The sequence below is a fragment of the Stenotrophomonas sp. SAU14A_NAIMI4_5 genome (assembly GCF_003086795.1).
GTDB lineage: Bacteria > Pseudomonadota > Gammaproteobacteria > Xanthomonadales > Xanthomonadaceae > Stenotrophomonas.
On record NZ_CP026003.1, the window covers coordinates 4,554,278 to 4,570,883 of the forward strand.

The window sequence follows — 16,606 nt, forward strand, 5'->3', positions numbered from 1 at the left end:
GTCGAGCAAGCTCGACTCTACCGGTCGTGCATGTCCGCGCGCAGGTGGTCGATGAACACCCGCAGCTTCGGTGCCATCTGCTCGCGCGCCGGGTAGTACAGGTGGAAACCGGGGAACGGCGGTTGCCAGTCCTGCAGCACGCTCTGCAGTCGCCCGGCGGCGATGTCGTCGGCCATCAGCGAAGCGAAGCCCTGGGCCATGCCCAGCCCGGCAAGCACGGCACGATGGGCGACGCCGGCATCGTTGAACACCAGCCGCCCGCTCACTTCCACGTCCAGCTCGTGGCCCTCGCGGCTGAATTCCCAGGGCATCAGCCGGCCGTTGGCCAGGCGGTGCACGATGCAGGCGTGGCCCTGCAGGTCATGCGGAGTCTGCGGCACGCCATGGCGCTCGAAGTAGGCCGGCGTCGCCACCACCACCTGCCGCTCGGGCGGCCCGACCGGCACCGCGATCATCCCCTGGGCCAGTGATTCGCCCAGGCGGATGCCGGCGTCGAAGCCCTCGCCCACCAGATCGGTCAGGGCCGCGTCGACGCACAGTTCCACCTGCACCTGCGGGTAGCGCGCCAGGAAATCGGGCAGCCGCGGCAGCACCATGCGGTCGGCGACGATGCGTGGCAGGGTCACCCGCAGCCGCCCGGCCGGCACCGAGCGCGCGCTGTCCAGTTCGGCGAAGGCCTGGTCGATCTGGTCGAGGCCGCCCCGCACCCGCTGCAGGAAACGCGCGCCGTGTTCGGTCAGGCCCACCCGCCGCGTGGTCCGCTGCAGCAGGCGCACGCCCATCCGTGCTTCCAGCGCGCGCACGCTCTGCGACAGCGCCGAGGTCGACACGCCCAGCGCATCGGCAGCGCGGGTGAAGCTGGCATGTTCGGCCACGTGGACGAAGGCGACCACGGCCGTCAGCGGGGCAGAGGCATCCATTGTGAAGCCAGCCTTCAAGGTGAGTCAGGTTGCACGCAGTTTATCCACATGATCGACAGGAGGAAGCTAAGCCCCACGCCGCCGCCCATCCGGGCGAGGTGCTTCCCCCAAGGAGATCCGCATGAAGACCCGTACTCTCGGCCCCGCCGGCCCTACCGTGTCCGCCCTCGGCCTGGGCTGCATGGGCATGAGCGCCTACTACGGCGGCCGCAGCAGTGAGGAGGACGCCATTGCCCTCATCCAGCACGCGCTGGACCGCGGCCTGACCCTGCTCGACACCGCCGATGTGTATGGCCCGCACACCAATGAAGTGCTGGTCGGCCGCGCGATTGCCGGCCGCCGCAACCAGGTGTTCCTGGCCAGCAAGTTCGGCATCGGCCTGGACCCTTCCGACCCGCAGGCGCGGCAGGTCAACGGCCACCCGGACTATGTGCAGGCCGCCTGCGAGGCCAGCCTGCGCCGCCTGGGCGTGGACCACATCGACCTGTACTACCAGCACCGCGTCGACCCGACCGTGCCGATCGAGGACACCGTGGGTGCGATGGCGCGCCTGGTGGAACAGGGCAAGGTGCGCTGGCTGGGCCTGTCCGAGGCCTCGGCAGCCACCCTGCGCCGGGCGCATGCGGTGCACCCGATCACCGCCGTGCAGAGCGAGTACTCGCTGTGGTCGCGCGAGCCGGAACAGAACGGGGTGCTGGCCACCACGGCGGAACTGGGCATCGGCTTCGTGCCGTATTCGCCGCTGGGCCGTGGCTTCCTGACCGGCGCCATCCGCAGCCCGGATGATTTCGAGGCCGACGATTACCGGCGTACCTCGCCGCGCTTCGAAGGCGCGAACTTCCAGCGCAACCTGGCGCTGGTGGACACCGTGCAGGCGCTGGCCGCCGAACGCGGCATTGCCGCCTCGCAGCTGGCCCTGGCCTGGGTGCTGTCGCGTGGCGAGCACATCGTGCCGATTCCGGGCACCACGCGGCAGGCACGGCTGGACGAGAACCTCGGTGCGCTGCAGGTGGAACTGGACGCCGCCACGCTGGACGCGCTGGATGCGGCCTTCCCGCTGAATGCCGCGGCCGGCGAGCGCTATTCGGTCAGTGGCATGGCCAACATCGAGTCGTAGCCGCCGGATTGTGCCGATTCCGGCAGCCTGGTCGGGGCGCAGCGCGCGCCCCGACGGGTATGACCCTCGCCAGTGGTAATGCTGCGCTGCGTTCGGTCACACTCGGGAACTTGTCGTTCCAAGTCATCCCCTTCCGAGGCCTGCATGTCCCTGCTCCGGCGCAAGTCGCTAGATTCCGTCACTGTCCATGAAGCCGGTCGGCGCCTGGTGCCGACCCTCAGCTGGCCGCACCTGATCGCCCTGGGCATCGGCGCCATCGTCGGCACCGGCATCTACACGCTCATCGGCGTCGGCGCCAACCTGGCCGGTCCGGCAGTACTGATCTCCTTCGCCATCGCCGGTGCGGTCTGCGCCTGCGCGGCGCTGTCCTATGCCGAGCTGTCGACGATGATGCCGGCCGCCGGCAGCGCCTACACCTACAGCTACAGCGCGCTGGGCGAGGTGTTCGCCTGGGTGGTGGGCTGGAGCCTGATCCTCGAATACTCGCTGGTGGTCAGTACCGTGGCCGTGGGCTGGTCGGGCTACTTCGTCGGCTTCCTCGAATGGGCGCATACGCAGTTCGGCTGGAACATCACCCTGCCAGCCGCGCTCGCTGCGGGCCCGCATGTCGCCGGTGGCTTCATCAACCTGCCGGCGATCATCATCACCTGGCTGGTCGCGCTGATGCTGATGGCCGGCACCAAGGAAAGCGCCACGCTCAACGCCATCCTGGTGGTGTTCAAGCTGATCGCGCTGGCGATCTTCGTGGCCGTGGCCCTGCCCGCCTTCGACAGCGCCAACCTGCAGCCGTTCATGCCGTACGGGTTCGCCAAATCGATGGGCCCCGATGGCGTCGAACACGGCGTAATGGCGGCTGCGGCGATCATCTTCTTCGCCTTCTACGGCTTCGATGCGATCTCCACCGCCGCCGAGGAAACCAAGAACCCGGGCCGTGACCTGTCCATCGGCATCATCGGTTCGATGATCGGCTGCACCATCGTCTACGTGCTGGTGGCGCTGGCTGCCGTGGGTGCGATGAGCTACGCCGTGTTCGGCCACAGCGCCGAGCCGCTGGCCCTGATCATGCGCCAGCTCGGCCATCCGACCGCCGCCATGGTGATCGGCGTGATCGCGATCATCGCCCTGCCGACCGTGCTGCTGGCCTTCCTGTACGGGCAGAGCCGCATCTTCTTCGTAATGAGCCGCGACGGCCTGCTGCCGCGTGGCCTGTCCAAGGTCAACGCACGCACCGGCACGCCGGTGGCGACCACGCTGTTCACTGCGGTGGTGGTGTCGGCGCTGGCCGGCGTGGCGCGCCTGGACGAGATTGCCGCCCTGGCCAATGCCGGCACCCTGGCCGCGTTCACCGCCGTGGGCATCTGCCTGGTGGTGCTGCGCCTGCGCGAACCGGACCGTGCCCGCACCTTCCGCACGCCGCTGGCCTTCGTGGTCGGGCCGCTGGCCGCGCTGGGCTGCATCTACCTGTTCATCAGCCTGCCGCACACCACCCAGCTGTACTTCCTGGTGTGGAACGTGGTCGGCCTGGTGCTGTACTTCCTGTACAGCCGCCGCAATGCGGTGATCGCGAAATAAACGCATCACCGGGTATGCCGGCCAGCGGCCGGCACTACCGCTTTGGCATCACGGGTAGTGCCGGCCGCTGGCCGGCATTTCCGCAGGGCGGTCAGCCGCCCTGCTTTGCCGCGTAATCCTGCGCCTGGCGCATCACCCGCAGCAGGTTGCCGCCCCAGATGCCGGCAATCTGCTGTTCGCTGTAGCCCTTGCGCAGCAGCCACGCAGTGATCTTCGGTAGCTGGCTGACATCGGGCAGGTCGCTCAGGCCACCGCCGCCATCCCAGTCCAAGCCGATGCCCACGTGCTCGGGGCCGACCACCTTGAGGATGTGCTCGAAGTGGGCGAAGAAGTCGTCCAGGCTGGCGTGGCGCACCGGGTGTTCGTGGTCCAGCGCCTGCTCGGCCTGCTGCAGGGCAACGCCCTGGGCGATGGTCATGCCTTCCCAGCCGCCCAGCTGCTTGCTCAGCGCTTCTTCCGCCTGCTTGCGTTCGGGCGTCTTGGCGGTGTCGATCAGGTAGCCGCCATAGGCATTCACCTGGATCACACCACCGGCCTTTGCCAGCTGGCGCAGGCGCGCATCGTCGAGGTTGCGCGGGTGGTTGTAGACCGCCTTGGCCGAGCTGTGCGAGAGCACGAACGGCACCGGCATCATCGCCAGCAGGTCATCGAACACCGCATCGGACGCGTGCGACTGGTCGATGACGATGCCCAGCTTCACCGCGGCGCGCACCAGGTCCTTGCCGGCCGGGCTCAGGCCCTTCCACTCCGCGCCCTTGGGGTCGGTGGCCGAATCGGCGAACTCGTTGTTGGCGAAGTGCACCGTGCTCAGCAGGCGCAGGCCGGCGCGGTGGTAGAACGAAAGCAGGCTGGGGTCTTCCACCAGCGGGCTGGCGTTTTCCATGCTGATGTAGACCACGCGCTTGCCGGCAGCCTTGATCCGCGCGGCATCATCGGCGGTCAGCGCCAGTTCGAAGCGCTCGGGGTTGGCCGCCAGCATCTGCCGGATCTCCAGCAGCCGCTGCAGGCCATGGTCGCGCTCGGCCAGGTGGGCGGCGGCGCTGCGGTCGCCCTGGTCGGTGTAGATCGCCCAGAAGCCACCGTCCAGCGCGCCCTCGACCATGCGTGGGTAATCCACCTGCGAAAGCGCGTTGTGGTCGTGCCGCTGTTCGATGTCGAAGCCGGCGCGGCCGAAGTTGGCCGGCGTGTCGAGGTGGCTGTCCAGGGTCAGCAGGCGCTGCTGCAGGCCCTTGGCGCGGGCCAGCTCCTGCGCGCTGAACTCGATGGCATGGGCAGACAGCGGCGCACTCAGCGCCAGGGCAAGCAGCAGGGACAGGCGACGCAGCGAAGGCATGGGCTCTCACCGGTGAGGAGAAGAGCCCGACCATAGCGCTGTGTCCGCGTATTGGGTAGCGCGGGGCCATGCCCGGCGGATCTTCGCCGGGCATGAATTCTTTTCACGGCCCGGCGGCCAGTCTGCTGCGCATTGCGATGCGCTCAAAACAAATGGCGCCCCACTCTTCAGGTGGCGCGGCTCGACTCTACAAGTCGAAATCAATCAACCACGCGGCAGAACACGGCCTTCAGGTAGCGCGATTCCTGCACGTGGGCCATGAACGGATGGTCCGGACCGGCGCCGGCCACCTTCAGGATCTGGATCGTACGGCCGGAGAAGTAGGCCGCGCGGCGCAGCATGTCGAGGAACTGGTCCTCGGCCACCAGGCCGGTGCAGGAGAACGTGGCGAACAGGCCGCCCGGCTTGACCACGCCCAGCGCCAGCTTGTTCATGTCCAGGTACTTCTTCAGCGCGGTGATGACCTGGTCGCGGTCGCGGGTCATCTTCGCCGGGTCCAGGATCACCACGTCGTACTGCTCGCCGCGGTTGGCGGCATCGCGCAGCCACGGGAAGATGTCGGACTGGACGAACTTCGGACGCACGTTGTTCAGGCGCGAATTGCCCTTGGCGATCTGGATGACGTCTTCATCGATGTCGATGCCGACTACTTCCGAAGCACCACGCGCGGCCGCGTACACGGCGAAACCGCCGGTGTTGCAGCACAGGTCGAGCACGGTCTTGCCTTCCACCTGCTGGCTCAGCCACTCACGGTTCTCGCGCTGGTCGGCGAAGAAGCCGGTCTTGTGCGCACCGGCCGGGTCGGCGCGGAACTTGATGCCGTACTCGGTGATCACCGACGCTTCGGTGGTGGTGTTGCCGTGGAAGTCGAAGCTTTCCTGCTTCTGCACGTGTTCGTCGGCGAAGCTGTGGAAGCGGCAGCCCGGGAACTGTTCGCGCAGGGCGTCGTAGATCCACTCGCGGTGGCGGAACATGCCGGCGGCGAAGAATTCGACCACCACCAGGTCGTTGTAACGGTCCACCACCAGGCCGGACAGGCCGTCGCCTTCGCTGTGCACCACGCGCCAGGCGTCGGACACCGCGTCCAGCTTCAGCACGCCACGGCGCAGTTCGACCGCCTGGGCGATCTTGCGCGAGAACCAGCCGGCATCGACCGGCACGTTCGGGTCGGTTTCGAGGATGCGCACGGCGATGCGCGAGTGCCCGTTGTAGAAGCCACGGCCGATGAACTCGCCATCGATGCCGACGACGTCGACGATGGAACCGGGCTTGGGCCGGACGGTCGGCTTCTCGACCAGTTTCTGGAAGATCCACGGGTGGCTGGAGCGCCACGCGTTCTTGAGGCGGACAACGGGAAGGGGGGTATTCATCGGCCTATTGTAAACCGGCCGCCGGGGTCAGATCCCCGCAGGGGCTCTGACCCCCACCCGCCGCCCATTTGACGGCGGCCCGGCCAGGCCGCAGAATCGGCCCCAGAAGGGGAGTAGCTCCCAGACGTTGTCGCCGTCAATTCGAGCCCGCAGGCTCCGGTGCAACGGCAATCCCACCCGCGTGGGGTTGCGAGCGAGACCTTCGCCGTACTGGCGAAGCTCTGTCCCTGGATCCCCCTCCCGATCCTCCGTTGCAGATCCTCGCCGTCCGGCCTGGCATTCATCTTTCCAACGGATATTCCCAATGCAGACGATCGGTAATGTGTGGATGTGGGGCGGCTTCGTGGCGGTGGTCATCATCGCCCTGCTCGTCGACCTGGTGTTGATGCGACATGGCGGACCGCACAAGGTCACCTTCAAGGAGGCCCTGTGGTGGTCCATCGGCTGGGTCGTGCTGGCCCTGCTGTTCAACGCGGGCCTCTGGTACTACCTCAGCGAGACCGCCGGCCAGGTGGTGGCCAACAAGGTCGGCCTGGAATTCCTGACCGGCTACCTGGTCGAGAAGGCCCTGGCGGTGGACAACATCTTTGTCTTCCTGATGATCATGAGCTACTTCGCGGTGCCGGAGGAGCAGCGCCAGAAGGTGCTGATCATCGGCATCCTGGGTGCGATCGTGCTGCGCACGATCATGATCTTCGCCGGTAGCGTGCTGATCAGCCAGTTCCATTGGCTGCTCTACGTGTTCGGTGCCTTCCTGCTCTTCACCGGCTGGAAGATGTGGTTCGCCGCCGGCCAGGAGCCGGACCTGGAAACCAACCCGGCCCTGCGCTGGATGCGCAAGCACCTGCGCCTGCTGCCGGACTACGCCGGCAACGCGATGAGCGTGATGCAGGACGGCAAGCGCTGGTTCACCCCGCTGTTCGCGGTGCTGATCCTGATCGCGGTGACCGACGTGATCTTCGCGGTGGACAGCATCCCGGCGATCTTCGCCATCACCACCGACCCGTTCATCGTGCTCACCTCCAACGTGTTCGCGGTGCTCGGCCTGCGTGCGATGTTCTTCCTGCTGGCCGGCATGGCCGACCGCTTCCACCTGCTGCCGTATGGCCTGGCGCTGGTGCTGGGCTTCATCGGCATCAAGATGATGATCATCGACCTGTTCAAGATCCCGACCCCGGTGTCGCTGGGCGTGGTCGCCGCGATCATTGCCGCCACCGTGGTGCTCAGCCTGAAGTACCCGCCGAAGGAAGACGCCGGCCAGGCCTGAGCCTGACCGGTCTGCAGCGCGCGGCCGGCGGGATTGTCCCGTCGGCCGCCCCCACTCTCCCGCAGCGGTGGCCTTGGTTTCGCGCCAGCCACCGCCATTGCTGAGGTATGGACAACAACACGCCCCTGCCCGCCGGTGACGTGCCGGCCCCCCGCAACGACCGCATGCGCATCCTGCGGGCGTTCAACGTCAGCCTGGCCGCCGTGCTGTTGCTGCTGGCCGTGTTCGCCCTGCAGGGCAGCTTCGACTGGCGGCCGTGGGCGGTCGCGCCGCTGGAGGCCAAGGGCCTGCTGGGGCTGATCGGCGGGCCGATGCTGCATGCCTCGGTCGAACACATCGCCGCCAATGGCTTTGCGATCCTGATCCTCGGCACCCTGGCCGGCAGCGTGTACCCGAAGGCCACCGTGCGTGCCCTGCCCCTGCTGTGGCTGGGTTCGGGCATCGGCGCGTGGATGCTGGGCAATCCCGGCAGCGTGCACCTGGGGGCCAGCGGCGTGACCCACGGCCTGATGTTCCTGCTGGCCAGCCTGGGCCTGCTGCGCCGTGACCGCGCGGCGATCGCCACCGGCCTGATCGGCATGCTGTTCTACGGCGGCATGCTGATGACCATCCTGCCGCATGCCGACGGCGTGTCCTGGCAGTCGCACATGGGCGGTGCCTTCGCCGGCATCATCGCCGCGCTGCTGTTCCGCAACGCCGACCCGATGACGCCGCGCCCGCATTACAGCTGGGAGGACGAGGAACACGAGGTCGAGGCACTGGCCGACGACGAGCTCGAGCCGCCCTCGCCGCGCCGCGTGCCGGTGCTGTGGCAGCCGCGCGAGGGGCAGGATTACGTGGTGATCCCGTTCCGCCGGCCGGAAGACCCGCGCGGTTGAAGCAACACGTCGGGGTCGGATCCCCGAAGGGGCTCTGACCCCAAACCGGATGCCGGCCAGCGGCCGGCACTACCGGATTCTCAATTGCCCGCGGTGCCCATGCCATCCACCGCCTGCCGGCCCAGCGCCGGGTCATCGGTGAAGAACGCATCGATGCCGGTGGCCAGGTAGGCGCGCATCTCGGCGATCGAGCCTTCCGGGTTGCGCGCGCTGTCGGCGCCCTTGCGCAGGTTGCTGGCCTGGAAGTGGTTTTCCGGGCGGAAGGTGTACGGGATCACCATCAGGCCGGCCGCATGCGCATCGCGCACCAGCGCGGTCGGCGTGCCCAGTGCACCGTTGGCGTCCAGCGGGATGATCGAGCGCAGCTCCGGGCCGATGCCATCGGCGTAGCTGGCGATGTCCTTCAGCCCGGCCGGGGTCATCATCTGCGCATAGCTGAGCGTGCCACCGGCCTTGGCGACATCGGCCGGGCGGGCATCGCCCTTCCACAGCAGCTGCAGCAGGCGGATGTTGCTGCCACGGCCGATCTTGCCGCGCAGGTAGCGCAGGTTGGCGGTCTCGAACGACTGGATCGTCACCGGCGCGACGGCGGTGTAGGCGTTGCCGCGCAGCGCGGCCAGCACCTTGTCTTCCATCGGCAGGCCGATGGACTGGAAGTAGGTCGGGTGCTTGATCTCCGGCACCAGGCCGATGCCACGGTTGGCACGACCGGCCTGCTGCACCAGGAAGGCCAGGATCTCGTCCAGGGTGGCGATGCGGAACTGGCCATCGAACGCGGTGCTGCGCAGTTCCGGCAGGCGCTCGCGGGTGTAGAGGGTCTTCAGCTCGGCCAGGGTGAAGTCTTCGGTAAACCAGCCCTCGACCTTCTCGCCGTCGATGACCTTGGTGGTCTTCCGCTTGGCGAATTCCTTGTGCTCGGCGACGTCGGTGGTGCCACCGATCTCGTTCTCGTGGCGGGCCACCAGCACGCCGTCCTTGGTCATCACCAGGTCGGGTTCGATGTAGTCGGCGCCATCGGTGATGGCCTGCGCGTAGGCCGCCAGCGTGTGCTCGGGCAGCAGCGCGCTTGCGCCGCGGTGGCCGTAGACGGAGACCTTCGCGGTCGCCGGGGTGGAAGTTTCAGCACTCATGGCCACCGATGGTGCCACGGCCAGCGACAACAGCAACGCACAACCCCACGACTTCACTGCGACTTCCCCAAGCGGTATGTGATGGGGGTCAGTATGCGGCGGGAATATGACAGCCGGGGGCGTCGGCCCGGGGTCGGATCCCCGCAGGGGCTCCGACCCCAACCCCAGGGACCGTATGCCAACCACCGTTGGCATCTACCAGAGCCAGAGCGCGGGCCTTACTTGCCGATGCAGAAGCTGGAGAAGATCCTGCCCAGCAGGTCATCCGCACTCATCTGCCCGGTGATCTCGCCCAGCGCGTCGTGCGCCAGCCGCAGTTCCTCGGCGGCCAGTTCCAGATGCTCGTGCACCAGCTCGCCATCGGCGCGCTGCGCATGCTCCTGCGCGCGTTCGATCGCATCCACGTGGCGGGTGCGGGCGGAGAACTCGCCCTCCACCTGCTCCCCTGCCCCGGCCGAGGCAATCGAACGCAGGCGCGTGTGCAGGTCTTCCAGGCCGGCACCGGTGGTGGCCGAGACGAACACGCGGTCCGGATCGTCCAGCGCCGGCAACGCGTCCAGCAGGTCCGACTTGTTGTGGATGTAGACCTTGTGCGGCACGGCGGCCACGGCTTCGCCCAGCGCGGCTTCGCCGGCGGCCGGGTCGCGCGCGTCCAGCACGATCAGCGCCAGGTCGGTGCGTTCGATTTCCACGTGGGCGCGGCGCATGCCTTCGCGTTCGATGGCATCGCCGCCGTCGCGCAGGCCGGCGGTGTCGACCAGGGTCAGCTCCAGCCCATCCAGGCGGATGGTTTCGCGCAGGGTGTCGCGGGTAGTGCCGGCGATGTCGGTGACGATGGCGCGCTCGCTGCCGGCCAGGGCGTTCAGCAGTGAGCTCTTGCCGGCATTCGGCGGGCCGATCAGCACTGCATGCAGGCCATCGCGAAGGCGTCGGCCGCGCTCGGCATCACGACGCAGCAGGGCAAGATCAGCGCGCGCCTGTTGCAGCCCGCGCCGCACCTGTGCGCCGCCCAGGGTATCCAGCGGTTCGTCGGCAAAGTCGATGGCCGCTTCCACGTGGATGCGCAGCAGTACCAGCTGTTCGACCACCACCTCGATACGGCGCGAGAACACGCCATCCAGCGAGCGACGTGCCGCGCGCGCGGCGCGGTTGTCGCCGGCGGCGATCAGGTCGGCGATGGCCTCGGCCTGGGCCAGGTCGAGCTTGCCGTTGAGGAAGGCCCGTTCGCTGAACTCACCCGGCCGCGCCTGGCGCGCGCCGAGTGCGATGCAGCGCGCGACCAGCTGCTGCAGCAGCACGGGGCTGCCGTGGCCCTGCAGTTCCACCACTTCCTCGCCGGTGAAGCTGTTCGGTGCCGGGAACCACAGCACGATGCCGTCGTCGATCACTTCACCGTCGGCATCGCGCAGCCGCGCGTAGTGCGCATGGCGCGGGCGCAGCGTGGGCGCGCCCAGTGCGTTGGCGATCGCCGCGGCACGCGGGCCGGACAGGCGCAGCAGACCGACACCGCCCGCGCCGGGGGCACTGGCGATGGCGACGATGGTGTCGGTGCGAGTCACATCGTTCATGGCTCAGAGCTTCTCCAGCTGCGCGCGCGCCTGCGCGGCACCACTGCCCTGCGGCTGCAGGGCGAGGTAGGTGGTGTAGGCCTGCTTCGCCTTGGCCTTGTCGCCGGCGTTGAAGTAGGCATCGCCCAGGTTGAGGTGGGCCACCGCACGCGACGGGTCGATCTTCAGGGTGTTTTCCAGCCAGCGCGCCGCTTCGGCGTAACGCTGCTGGCGGTAGTAGACGAAGCCGAGGTTGTTGGCCGCCTGGGCAAAGTCAGGCCGCAGCTTCAATGCTTCGGTGAACTGCGCGACGGCTTCGTCGTACTGCTTCTCGCGGTACAGCTGCAGGCCACGATCGTTGGCCTGCTGCGCGCGCTGGCGGTCCGAGGCCGGGCCGGCAGTGGGCACCACCAGCTTGGCCTTGCCGCCCTGCAGGTCGGCCACGGTCACCGGCGCCTGCGCGCCCTTGGCATCCTGCGCGGCGTCGACCTTGTTGTTCAGTGCGATGGCATCCGGGGTCAGCTGGCGCGTGTCGGCGTTGAGGTATTCCTGGCTGTCCGGCACCTGGAACACGAACTCGCCGCCCTGCGAACCGGGCAGGCTGCCGAACGCCGGGGTCTGGTGCGAGACGGCCGACACCGCCGGCGCCACGTAGGCGGCCAGCTCGGTACCGGTGATCAGGCCATCGCCATTGAGGTCGCCCTTGCCGGCCAGCGCCTGCAGCAGCACCCAGGTGAACACCGAATGGCCGTTCGGGCCGGCGTCGGCCACCTGCTGGTCGGCACCGCCGGCGGTCAGCATCTGCCGCGCGCTGCGGCGTGCGTTCTCGCGCAGGAACGACGACGACGACGGACCACCGCGGGTCAGCCCCAGGCCGCTGTAGCAGGCATCCATCACGAACATCACGTGCTTGGCCTGCATGCTTTCGGCGATGTTCTGGATGTCGGTCATCGCGATGGCGTCGGTGGCGAATTCCTTCGGGTCCGAATCCACCGGGATGATGTAGCCGAGGTCGCGGCCTGAAGCGAGCTGGCGGGTGGCGCCGTGGCCGGCGAAGAACACGAACACGCGGTCGTTCTTTCCGGTGCGGTCGTCGGCCAGGCGGTCGTGGAAGGCCGCCAGGATGTTGTTGCGGGTGGCCTGCTCGTTCTTCAGCACGATCACCTGCGAGGACGGGAAGCCGAACTGCCCGGTCAGGGTGTCGGCCACCGCCTGCGCATCGTGGCTGGCGTATTCCAGCTTCGGCCACTTGGCGTAGTTGTCGATGCCGACCACGATCGCCCACGACTTCTCGTAGCCGGTGGTGACGGTGGCATCGCTGCTGGCGCCCTTGCGCGCGCGGGCGACGGTGAACTCGCGGCCGTTCCAGCCGGCGAACTGGTAACCGTCGGCGATCAGCCGGTCGAGGATCTGCGGCAGCGCCTTCACCGCACGGTCGTGGATGTCATGGAACAGGATGATGCCGCGCTGTTCTTTGTTTACCTGGCCGAGCACGCGCTGCACGATCGATTCCGGCACCGGGTCGGCCCAGTCCATCGAGTCGATGTTCCACATGATCGACTTCAGGCCGGCTTCGTTCAGCAGCTGCAGGCCTTCGGCGTTGCGCGCGCCATACGGGAAGCGGAACAGCGGCGCACGCTTGCTGTCGACATCCTTCAGCAGGGTATCGGTGTCCAGCACCTGCTGGCGCAGCGCATCGCCGGTGGTGCGCGACAGCTGGGCGTGGGTCAGGCTGTGGTTGCCCACCGCATAGCCCTCTTCCATCAGGTTGCGGCTGATCTTCGCCATCGGGCCCAGGCTGACCTTGCCGTCGGCCTCGACCTTGCCCAGGTTGCGGCCCACTTCGAAGAACACGCCCGGCACGTCGTAGCGCTTGAGGATGGCCACCACTTCATCGGTGTAGGCCTTGTGCGGGCCGTCGTCGAAGGTCAGCACCACGGTCTTGGCCGGCAGGTCGCGGCCGAAGATCTCGCGGTCGCTGTCCTTCATCGACATCGGGTACGGCTCGATCACCCCGTAGTCGCGCAGGATCGCCTCGCGGCTGTAGTCCTTGTGCAGGTGGGCGATGTAGTCCTCCCACTTCTCGCGCTTCAGGTCGATGGCGCGGGTGCGCTCGAAGCGGCTGAAGATGCGGGTCAGTTCCTGGTTGTAGTTGCGCTCGATCTCGTCCAGCGCGTCCAGGTCCTCGCCGATGCGCTGGTGCAGCTTCACTGCCGGCAGCGAGGAATCCGCGCCGACACGTTCGTGCAGGTCGCGCAGCACTTCGCGGAAGGCCAGGCGATCGGCATCGAACAGTTCCGGCGCCGATTCGATGTAGTCCAGCACGGTGCCCAGCGTGGCGAAGCGCTGCGGGCTGCCGCCACGCAGCAGGCTGTCGAACTGCGCGGCGATGGCGGTGCGCTGTTCCAGGCCATCGTGGAACAGCTGCTGGCCGATGCGGGTGGAGGTACCGCGGTCGGCGGCACTCTGCTGCTCTTCGTCGGCCAGCAGCACGATGATGCGGCGGTAGCCATCGAGCTGCGTCTGCAACGCGGCGAGCAGCGGTGCGGCGGCCGGATCGGCGGCGGCAGCGGCCTGTGCGCTGGGCTGGGTGACGGCGGCGGCGGCGGGCGCCTTGCCCTCCTTGTCGCCGCAGCCGGCAACGGCCAGGGTCAACAGCAGCGAGGGCAGGAACAGGCGGAACGACAACGCACGCGGCATGGCAGGCTCGATGGATGGGGACACGGTGTGCGGGCGATTCTAACCCCGCATGCGAAAAGCCCGCCTTGCGGCGGGCTTTTGCGGGGATCAGCGTCGGTAGAGTCGACCGTTGGTCGACTGTTCCAACGCCAGTCGACCAACGGTCGACTCTACCCGGGTTATTTCTTCTTGACCGGGGCCGGTGCGGTGGTCGCCGGCAGCGGCTCGCCGCCATGGCGCTTGGTCATCCACCACTGCTGCAGCAGGCCCAGGCCGCCGTTGACCACCCAGTACAGGACCAGGCCGGACGGCATGAAGGCCATCATGAAGCCGAAGACCAGCGGCATGAACTGCATCATCTTCTGCTGCATCGGGTCCATGCCCGGTGCCGGGGTCAGCTTCTGCGTGGCCCACATCACCGCCATGTTGATGACCGGCAGGATGAAGTACGGGTCGCGCGCGGTCAGATCCTGGATCCAGCCCAGCCACGGCGCCTGGCGCAGTTCGACCGACTCGACCAGCACCCAGTACAGGGCGAAGAAGATCGGCATCTGGATGAGGATCGGCAGGCAGCCGCCCATCGGATTGATCTTTTCCTTCTTGTACAGCTCCATCATCGCGGTCTGGAACTTCTGGCGGTCATCGCCATAGCGTTCCTTCAGCTGCGCGATGCGCGGCTGGAAGCGACGCATCTTCGCACCGCTCTTGTACTGCACGGCCGACAGCGGGTAGAGCACCAGCTTCAGCAGGACCACCAGGCCGACGATGGCCCAGCCCCAGTTGCCGACCAGCTTGTGCACCTGGTTCAGCACCCAGAACAGGCCCTGGCCGATCACCGCCATCATCGAGAAGCGGCTGTAGTCGACCACGCGGTCCAGGCCCGGCACGTCTTCCTTGGCGATCTGGTTGACCAGCTTCGGGCCGACCCACAGGCGGGCTTCGGTGCTGGTGGACTGGCCCGGGGCCACGGTGAAGGCCGGGCCGCGCGCTTCGATCAGGTCACGACCGGCCACCTGCGACAGCACGTAGTGGGCGGTCTGGTCCTTCTGCGGGATCCAGGCGGTGAAGAAGTGGTGCTGCAGCATCGCCAGCCAGCCGCCGGTGATGTTCTGGTTCAGCGCGCCATCGTCCAGGTAATCCTTGAACGCACGACGCTGGTACTTCTTGTCGTTGTCGTACCAGGTAGCACCGTTGAAGCTGAACGAGTCCGGGTTGGTCATGTTCCGCGACAGGATGGTCGGGGTACGGTCCAGGGTGCGGTAGACGTAGCCGTTCCACGGGGCGGCGCCGGTGTTGCTGACCTCGTCCTTGAAGCGCACGGCGTACTCGTTGCGCGAGACGGTCAGGGTGCGCTTGATGGTCACGCCGTTGTCGGCGGTCCACACGAACGGGATCTGCAGTTCGTTCTGGCCGTCGGCCAGCACGAAGTCGCGGACGTCACCGACCAGCTTGAAGCCATCGGCGCCCGGCACCGGGGTGTTCTTGTCTTCGCTGGCCCAGCCGCTGATCGCGCTGTACGGATGCGCGGGGTCTTCGGTCAGCAGGCGCACCGGGGCGCTGCCTTCTTCCTTGGACTGCGGGAACTGCAGCAGCTCGGCGTCGAGCACGCGGCCGCCGTCCACCACCAGGCGCAGCACGTCGGTGGTGATGGTCACGCGCTGGGCGGCCGGGGTGGCGCTGGCCTGGGCCTGCTGCGCCGCGGCCTGGCCCGGGGCACCGGGGACCTGCGCGCTGGGGATGCTGCCCGGGGTCGCACCTGGAACGCTCTGTGCGGCGGCCTGGGCCGAGGTGGTGGTCGGGGCCGGGGTCGGCGCGGCCTTTTCACGGCCCCACTCCATCCACAGGAACACGGCCACCATCAGCCAGGCAAAAATAAGGAATACGCGGGTCTGGTTCATCAGCGGACAGGCTCGGCGGGGCCGGGACGCGATGCCGGCTCGATCAAAGAGGGAGGTGCGATGCCATCTGGCGGCGGCATTGTGCCGTCCACGCCCGGCGCGGGCAATGCACGCAGGCGCCGCAGCAGGCGCAGAAAGGCCTGGCGGATGTCGTCGTTGCTGGCAGAACGCGCAGCACTACGAGCCACGACGACGAAGTCGCCTGGCTGGATATCGGTTCGTGTCTGACGCAAGATGTCGCGCAGGACGCGCTTGATCCGGTTACGCCCAACGGCGTTCGGATCAACCTTGCGGGAAACCGCCAGACCCAGCCTGGCCGGCCGGTCAGCCGGCAGCCAGTGCAGGGTCATCAGCGGATCGGACACACGGCGGGCGCCGTTGAAGACCGTTGAATATTCGGCACGCGTGCGAACCCGCGCAGAGCGAGGGAATCGCTTGCGCGGGTCTGCAGTATTCACTGTCGAAGGGATTGCGTCTGCCGCGATGTGCGGCATGGCAATCAGGCGCTCAGGACTTTGCGGCCCTTGGCGCGGCGACGCGACAGGATCTTGCGGCCGTCAGCGGTCTTCATACGGGCACGGAAGCCGTGGTCGCGCTTACGCTTGAGGTTGCTGGGCTGGTAGGTGCGCTTGGTGGCCATGTGGGCCTCTCGTATGAATGGGACGGGAAAGAACCGGAAATTCTAGAGAGGTCTCCCCCCCTACGTCAACCCCTTGTGACTACGCCAATTCACCGGGCTGTGCAATAGCTGTGGATCTTTTTGTGAATAAGTGGGGGACAAGCATTCCGAAGCCGGGCGCTCGGTGGTAGTCTGAGCCATCCATTTCCCCCCTTTCAGGCCTGTGTTTGGGCGCGTTGTCGCGCCTGTGCACAGGTCACCGGACGATTATTGCCG

13 protein-coding genes are annotated in these 16,606 nt (G+C 67.6%); 4 read left to right on the forward strand and 9 right to left on the reverse strand.

What is annotated here, in order from left to right; translation table 11 throughout:
* Window positions 1-17 precede the first annotated feature (17 nt).
* Window positions 18-920 carry a LysR family transcriptional regulator gene (locus C1925_RS20775; protein WP_108770549.1) on the reverse strand — a complete coding sequence of 301 codons (903 nt, stop codon included), beginning with the start codon at window positions 918-920 and terminating at the stop codon, window positions 18-20.
* A 121-nt stretch (window positions 921-1,041) separates the two neighbouring features.
* On the opposite strand from C1925_RS20775, the gene C1925_RS20780 reads away from it, so the two are divergent.
* Both C1925_RS20780 and C1925_RS20785 read left to right on the forward strand, forming a co-directional pair.
* Window positions 1,042-2,037 carry an aldo/keto reductase gene (locus C1925_RS20780; protein ID WP_108770550.1) on the forward strand — a complete coding sequence of 332 codons (996 nt, stop codon included), beginning with the start codon at window positions 1,042-1,044 and terminating at the stop codon, window positions 2,035-2,037.
* 144 nt (window positions 2,038-2,181) lie between these two features.
* Window positions 2,182-3,609, forward strand: coding sequence for an amino acid permease (locus C1925_RS20785; RefSeq protein WP_108770551.1), 1,428 nt, complete (start codon window positions 2,182-2,184; stop codon window positions 3,607-3,609).
* Window positions 3,610-3,700: 91 nt separating this feature from the next.
* Here the strand turns inward: C1925_RS20785 and C1925_RS20790 are convergent, their stop codons facing one another.
* On the reverse strand, window positions 3,701-4,942 hold the full coding sequence (locus C1925_RS20790; RefSeq protein ID WP_108770552.1) for a dipeptidase: 1,242 nt from the start codon (window positions 4,940-4,942) through the stop codon (window positions 3,701-3,703).
* Window positions 4,943-5,142: 200 nt separating this feature from the next.
* Complete coding sequence (locus C1925_RS20795) at window positions 5,143-6,312, reverse strand: class I SAM-dependent rRNA methyltransferase (RefSeq protein WP_108770553.1); 1,170 nt, start codon at window positions 6,310-6,312, stop codon at window positions 5,143-5,145.
* 304 nt (window positions 6,313-6,616) lie between these two features.
* Here C1925_RS20795 and C1925_RS20800 point away from each other — a divergent pair, with 304 nt between their 5' ends.
* Together C1925_RS20800 and C1925_RS20805 are read left to right on the forward strand one after the other, a co-directional pair.
* A complete protein-coding gene (locus C1925_RS20800; protein WP_108770554.1) occupies window positions 6,617-7,579 on the forward strand; it encodes a TerC family protein in 963 nt (320 codons plus the stop codon).
* 107 nt (window positions 7,580-7,686) lie between these two features.
* A complete protein-coding gene (locus C1925_RS20805; RefSeq protein WP_108770555.1) occupies window positions 7,687-8,457 on the forward strand; it encodes a rhomboid family intramembrane serine protease in 771 nt (256 codons plus the stop codon).
* Window positions 8,458-8,537: 80 nt separating this feature from the next.
* On the opposite strand, the gene C1925_RS20810 is transcribed toward C1925_RS20805, so the two are convergent.
* The 6 genes from C1925_RS20810 to rpmH all read right to left on the reverse strand — a co-directional run bounded on the left by C1925_RS20810 (window position 8,538) and on the right by rpmH (window position 16,351).
* On the reverse strand, window positions 8,538-9,644 hold the full coding sequence (locus C1925_RS20810; protein ID WP_108770556.1) for a glycerophosphodiester phosphodiesterase: 1,107 nt from the start codon (window positions 9,642-9,644) through the stop codon (window positions 8,538-8,540).
* Window positions 9,645-9,805: 161 nt separating this feature from the next.
* Window positions 9,806-11,155, reverse strand: coding sequence for a tRNA uridine-5-carboxymethylaminomethyl(34) synthesis GTPase MnmE (gene mnmE, locus C1925_RS20815; RefSeq protein ID WP_108770557.1), 1,350 nt, complete (start codon window positions 11,153-11,155; stop codon window positions 9,806-9,808).
* Window positions 11,156-11,158: 3 nt separating this feature from the next.
* A complete protein-coding gene (locus tag C1925_RS20820; RefSeq protein ID WP_108770558.1) occupies window positions 11,159-13,834 on the reverse strand; it encodes a polysaccharide deacetylase family protein in 2,676 nt (891 codons plus the stop codon).
* 158 nt (window positions 13,835-13,992) lie between these two features.
* The gene (yidC, locus tag C1925_RS20825; RefSeq protein WP_108770559.1) at window positions 13,993-15,711 is read right to left on the reverse strand and encodes a membrane protein insertase YidC; all 1,719 of its coding nucleotides are present in this window, start codon (window positions 15,709-15,711) and stop codon (window positions 13,993-13,995) included.
* Window positions 15,711-16,205: a ribonuclease P protein component gene (gene rnpA / locus C1925_RS20830; protein ID WP_108770560.1), complete on the reverse strand. Its 495-nt coding sequence runs from the start codon at window positions 16,203-16,205 to the stop codon at window positions 15,711-15,713. Before rnpA ends, yidC begins: the two co-directional genes overlap by 1 nt.
* Window positions 16,206-16,210: 5 nt before the next feature.
* Window positions 16,211-16,351, reverse strand: coding sequence for a 50S ribosomal protein L34 (rpmH, locus tag C1925_RS20835; protein ID WP_005411729.1), 141 nt, complete (start codon window positions 16,349-16,351; stop codon window positions 16,211-16,213).
* Between the last annotated feature and the right edge of the window lie 255 nt (window positions 16,352-16,606).